We start from the raw sequence: 5,027 nt of genomic DNA on the forward strand, positions 1-5,027 counted from the left end.
AACATCACCCGCAGCCGCCTCGGACGCCTCACCCGCCAAGGCTTCCTCACCCAACCCGAACGAGGCCGCTACCAGAAACGGACTTAACGTCCACTGAGCGCCTCGCAAGGGCGGCAGGCAGTGCAACGCGGAGGCCGCTGACCGTGGGGCGGTCGGCGGCCTCCGCGAGCGGGGGCGCGGTCAGGCGCGGACTCCGATGACGGTCTTGCCGCGGGCGCCGCCCCGCTCCACCTTCTGCAGGGCCTCGGAGGCCTCGTCGAGCGGGAAGACCGTCTCGACGATCGGCCGGAGCTGCCCGGACTCCACCAGGTCGGCGAGGTGGGCCAGCTGCTCGCCGTGCGGGCGCATGAAGAAGCTGCGGGCCTCGACGTTCCATTGGGCCTTCTTGGCCTCGGCGTCCTCGATGGCGACGATCGAGACCAGCGTGCCGCCGGCCTTGAGTACGCCGAACGACCGATCCTGGGTCTCGCCGCCGATGGTGTCCAGGACGACGTCGACGTCGGAGGCGACCTCGTCGAACTTCTCGGCCCGGTAGTCGATCACTCGGTCGGCGCCGAGCTCGCGGACCAGTTCCACGCTGCCGGCGCCCGCGGTGGCCACGACCTCGGCGCCGAGCTGCTTGGCGATCTGGACGGCGGCGGAGCCCACGCCGCCGGCGGCGCCATGGATGAGTACGCGGGTCCCGGCCCGTACGTCGGCCTGCTCGGTCAGGGCCTGCAGCGCGGTAAGCGCGACCAGGGGCAGCGAGGCGGCCTCCTCGAAAGTCAGGCGCGACGGCTTGGCGGCGACCAGCGACTGGTCCACGGCAACGTATTCGGCGAAGGCGCCGCCTACGCGGGGGTCGACGCGGGAGAAGACCTCGTCGCCCACCGCGAAGCGGGTGACCTCGCCGCCGACCTCGCTCACCACACCGGCGAGCTCGTTGCCGATGACCAGCGGCCGGGTCGGCTCGCCCGCGCTCAGGAAGCCCTTGACGATCAGGTGGTCCACCGGATTGACCCCGGCCGCGCGGACCTCGATGAGCACGTCGCGGGGGCCGACGGCGGGTACGGGCACGTCGGTGACCCGCACCACGTCGCGGACCTGGCCGTACTGGTTGATGACTGCTGCCTTCATGGGAAGCTCCTTGATCAAGTCTGTGCCGGGCTGCCGAACAGCCGGGCTGCGTGCGATGCGCGGGGGTGGTGCGCGCACCGGCGTACTGGTGTGCCGGCGTGCGGTGGGATCAGGCGGTGGCGGCGGGGCTCCGGTCGCCTGCGGCGGCCCTCTCCAGGGCTTCGAGCAGGACCTCGGGGCTCTGTGCGCCCTGGAGCACCAAAGTGCCGTCGATGACGAAGGTGGGGACCGCCGTGACGCCGAGAGCGGCGGCTTCGGCAAGTTCCGCACGGACTTCGTCGGCTCCCTCGGACGAGGCGAGGAAGGCCAGCGCCTCGGCGCGGTCGAGGCCGGCCGCCTCGGCGAGCCCGGCGAGTGCCTCGCGGTCGCCGAGGTTTCCGCCGTCGGTGAAGTAGTGCGCCAGCAGGCGCTCCTTCACCTCTGCCTGGCGTCCGTGCCGCCGGGCGAACCAGAGCAGCCGGTGCGCCTGGAAGGTGTTGGTGGCCAGGGCGTCGTCCATCCGGAACGTGATGCCCTCGGCGGCCGCGGCGCTGGTCAGCGGGCCGAAGATGGTCGCGGCGGGGCGACCGAACTTGCGCTCGTAGACGTGCGCGGAGGGCTCGACCGTCTCGGGGGCCGCGGGGTTGAGCTGGAACGGCCGGTAGACGACGTCGACGCCCGCCGCCTCCGGGAAGGCGGCCAGGGCCTTCTCGAAACGGCGCTTGCCGATGTAGCACCACGGGCACACCAGGTCCGAATAGATCTCGACCTTCACGACGCTCGCTCCTGACGGGTCTCTCTCACGGGTGGGCCCGGCTCCGCCTCGGGAGTTCCGGACCGCTCGTTCCATAACGTAGCCCATTCTGGAACGACCAGTCAAATACATGCTGCCCCTGCCGCCGACCTTCGCTACCGTGGGTGCATGGCGAGACCACGCACGTTCGACGAAGAAGCGATCCTGGACCGGGCGATGATCCTGTTCTGGCGCAAGGGCTACGAGGCGACCGCGATGAGCGACCTCGTGGCAGAGCTGGGGCTGGGCCGCGGATCGATCTACGCGGCGTTCGGGGACAAGCACCAGCTGTTCATCCGGGCCCTCGGCCGCTACCTGGACCACCAGACCCGGCTGCTCGGCACCGCGCTCGACGACAAGGGGCCGGCGCTCGCCCGGCTGCGGGACGTCCTGGGCCGGCTCCTCGCCGCTGACGCGGCCTCCGGCAGCGCCGGGTGCTTCAGCGTCAACAGCATCGCCGAGATGCTGCCGCACGACGAAGAGGTCGCGAAGCTGGCCCGGCAGAACCTCCGGTACGCCGAGGAAGCGTTCACGGCGCAGTTGGAGCGGGCCGCGCGGGACGGGGAACTCGCTCCGGCCGTCACCCCGCGAGAGGGTGCGCGGCTGCTGCTCAACCTGGTCCAAGGCCTGCAGATCATGCGCAAGGTCGACCCCGACCCTGCCCGCGCTGCAGCCTGCCTGGACTCCGTCTTCGCTCTCCTGTACCGGCCGCTTGACACCGTCGCGGCACCCGTCGACGCCCCGGTCATGGCCGCGAGGGTGTAGTAGGCCGGGAGGGGGCGGGCGCTTACGGTGTTGCCGAACGTGTCCAAGCCCTTGTGCGACTCGTCGATGGTGGTGACGACGACGTGTCGTGTTGTTCCGAGCCCCGGCGAGCACCGCTGCTCATGCGGGCGGCGATGACGTCGTGCGGGCTCGTCACACAGCGCGCGCCGGCGGGGCGGGCCGTTGCACTTGCCCCCGCGGCGGCATCGGGGTGGCGCGGTCGGGGTCGGCGTCGGCGGCCAGGGTAAGGGACGACCGCGAATCGAGCAGATGGTCGCCGCGCCTGAATACCGCTTGGTATTGCCCCGAGACCGTGCCGGAAACCTGCGACGACGGCGTAGGGGGCCGCTGGTAGCGTCCCCTGCGCCGTGGTCGGCTACTGCAGCTGGAGGGTTACTTGGGTGGGAGTTCCGCGGTGACCTTCATGGCCCACTTCAGCCAGTCGTCCAGGACGTTGTCGTCCAGGGTCTCCTCGGCCGGCAGTACCCAGCCGTTCTGTTCCTTGCCGCGGAACACCAGCTGCCTGGTCCCCGGGCGGGCGAGGGCCTAGTCCATCCCGGCGGGCCCGACGCGCACCATCAGGCCCTACTCGTAGACGTTGGCCAGTGCACTGCCCTGGAGCAGGAAGGTGATCCCGCCGAACATCTTCTTCGCGGTCACCCCCTGCGGCTCCAGCTGCTCCCGCACCCGCTGTGCCAGTACCTCGTCATACGCCATGCCCCGACTCCTTCTGAGAGTGTCCGTATCCGCTCGTCACCGGGCTCCGCCGACGTAGTCGGTCTGGGAGGTGATCTGGCCGTCGTGCAGTTCGAGGACGGTGCAGAAGCCGGTGCGGACCGGTTCGCCCTTCGGGGGCAGGGCCGGCTGTACCCCGGAGCTGGTGCCTGCGAAGTCGAACTCGGCGGCGACGGCCTCCCCGTTGGGGATGATCCGGCGAACGGTCATCCTCCGGTCCGGCACGGCGGCGGCGTATTCCTTCACGTGAGCCACGAAGGCGTCGCGGCCGGTGAACGCGAGCCCGAACGCTGCGCATGCATAGGGCACATCAGGGGTGTAGAGGGCGCCGGACCGGTCGAAGTCCTGGTCGTTGTAGGCGGCGGCCCAGGCATCGAGGGCCTGACCCACCGGGCGGTCGCCGACGAGGCAGGCGTGCCCCTGGGTGCGACCACCTACCACTTCGCCGCCAAGGACGACCTCATCCAGGCCGCCCTCACACTCGCGTACGAGCGCTATGCCGCCATGCTGCGCGAGTGGGTGGACCAGCGCCCAGGCCTGAGCACTGACCAGCTGGTCGTACTGCTGACCGACGCCATGATGGGCGTCTTCGGCCCGAACCGCGCCTACGAGGTCGTCGAGTTGGAGCTCTACCTGGCCGCCCTGCGACGCCCCGCTCTGCGCCCGCTCGCGGACCGCTACACGGAGGCCACGACCGACGCCCTGCTGCCCTACGTCGACCCGCTGACGGCACAGGCCGTCACCGCCGCGATGAACGGGCTCACCCTGCGCGGCCTGGCCGGCAGCCAGCCGCCTACCCGCACCGAGGTCGAGGACATCCTGCGACGGATCCTCACGCCGAACCCCACGCTCGCTGTGTAGACGGGTGCGTTGGTGACGTTGGGCGGGGGCAGGCCAGGTCGAGGCGCTTGTCCCTCGTACTCACCGCGCAGCGGTTGTGATCGTGGCTGTCACTGCCCGACTACGTACCCCACCTGCCGGTCCTCGTCGGCGAGTCCGGACGCAGCTTCTCCTACTCCAACACCGGCTACATACTCGCCGGCGTGATCATCGAGAAGGTGACGGGACGGCCGTGGAGCGAGGAGGTCCAGGACCGGATCATCGAGCCGCTGCGCCTGCGGCACACATTCTCCCCGGGTGACAAGTTGGACCAGGGCCCGCAGAGCCTGCCGGGCGGTGCGCTTGTGCCGGATCGCCCTCTCTGCGCAGATGCTGTGCTCCAGCACGCTGGTCTGCGAACCGAGCAGGTCGCACAGGATCGGCCGGCGCGCCATCGAGGAGGCGAGGAGCGCTGCCGGCCGGTCCCCGCGCTCCCGGGTGGTGTCGTCACCGGGGACGGCCTCGCTCTCCGGGTCGCCTCGGCGGCACCACCGCCGTCCGCCCGCGCACCGTGGAAGCCCCGTTCGAGGCCGACGCGGCACCGCCACATCTGCTCACCGAGGACGAAGGGCGTAGCTCCGTTCGAGGGACGGCCCTACCTGCCTGACCTGCCGGCTCCGGAAGGCCCGCACGACCCGCAGCCGAGTCGAACCGGCAAAGGCACGGATCAGCCGGTCCTCGAAGAGCGCTACACCCGATGCGGTTCGCGGACATGCACGGATGCTGGTCGCGTACGCGTCGGGCCGCCTCCCCGCAGGGC

7 protein-coding genes and 2 pseudogenes are annotated in these 5,027 nt (G+C 70.8%); 3 read left to right on the plus strand and 6 right to left on the minus strand.

All coding sequences use genetic code 11. The features are described from left to right. Positions 1-180: 180 nt before the first annotated feature. Both ABTY04_RS40215 and ABTY04_RS40220 read right to left on the minus strand, forming a co-directional pair. Positions 181-1,116, minus strand: a complete 936-nt coding sequence (locus tag ABTY04_RS40215; protein ID WP_352218389.1) for an NADP-dependent oxidoreductase — start codon at positions 1,114-1,116, stop codon at positions 181-183. Positions 1,117-1,225: 109 nt separating this feature from the next. Then, a complete protein-coding gene (locus tag ABTY04_RS40220; protein WP_352218390.1) occupies positions 1,226-1,870 on the minus strand; it encodes a DsbA family oxidoreductase in 645 nt (214 codons plus the stop codon). A 147-nt stretch (positions 1,871-2,017) separates the two neighbouring features. Here ABTY04_RS40220 and ABTY04_RS40225 point away from each other — a divergent pair, with 147 nt between their 5' ends. After that, on the plus strand, positions 2,018-2,653 hold the full coding sequence (locus ABTY04_RS40225) for a TetR/AcrR family transcriptional regulator (protein WP_352218391.1): 636 nt from the start codon (positions 2,018-2,020) through the stop codon (positions 2,651-2,653). A gap of 393 nt (positions 2,654-3,046) precedes the next feature. Here the strand turns inward: ABTY04_RS40225 and ABTY04_RS40230 are convergent, their stop codons facing one another. The 3 genes from ABTY04_RS40230 to ABTY04_RS40240 all read right to left on the minus strand — a co-directional run bounded on the left by ABTY04_RS40230 (position 3,047) and on the right by ABTY04_RS40240 (position 3,778). After that, positions 3,047-3,169, minus strand: a complete 123-nt coding sequence (locus ABTY04_RS40230) for a hypothetical protein (protein ID WP_352218392.1) — start codon at positions 3,167-3,169, stop codon at positions 3,047-3,049. Between the two features lie 69 nt (positions 3,170-3,238). After that, positions 3,239-3,370, minus strand: a complete 132-nt coding sequence (locus tag ABTY04_RS40235) for a hypothetical protein (protein WP_352218393.1) — start codon at positions 3,368-3,370, stop codon at positions 3,239-3,241. Positions 3,371-3,406: 36 nt separating this feature from the next. After that, the gene (locus tag ABTY04_RS40240; RefSeq protein WP_352218394.1) at positions 3,407-3,778 is read right to left on the minus strand and encodes a nuclear transport factor 2 family protein; all 372 of its coding nucleotides are present in this window, start codon (positions 3,776-3,778) and stop codon (positions 3,407-3,409) included. A gap of 24 nt (positions 3,779-3,802) precedes the next feature. Between ABTY04_RS40240 and ABTY04_RS40245 the strand changes: the two genes are divergently transcribed. Together ABTY04_RS40245 and ABTY04_RS40250 are read left to right on the plus strand one after the other, a co-directional pair. Next, entirely contained in the window at positions 3,803-4,249 is a 447-nt protein-coding gene (locus ABTY04_RS40245; protein ID WP_352218395.1) for a TetR/AcrR family transcriptional regulator, read from the plus strand. 113 nt (positions 4,250-4,362) lie between these two features. Then, positions 4,363-4,521, plus strand: a pseudogene (locus tag ABTY04_RS40250) (serine hydrolase); the annotation flags it as partial. A gap of 60 nt (positions 4,522-4,581) precedes the next feature. Here the strand turns inward: ABTY04_RS40250 and ABTY04_RS40255 are convergent. After that, a pseudogene (locus ABTY04_RS40255) lies at positions 4,582-4,662 on the minus strand (TetR/AcrR family transcriptional regulator); the annotation flags it as partial. Between the last annotated feature and the right edge of the window lie 365 nt (positions 4,663-5,027).

The organism is Streptomyces sp. NPDC097981, assembly GCF_040302565.1.
GTDB lineage: Bacteria > Actinomycetota > Actinomycetes > Streptomycetales > Streptomycetaceae > Streptomyces.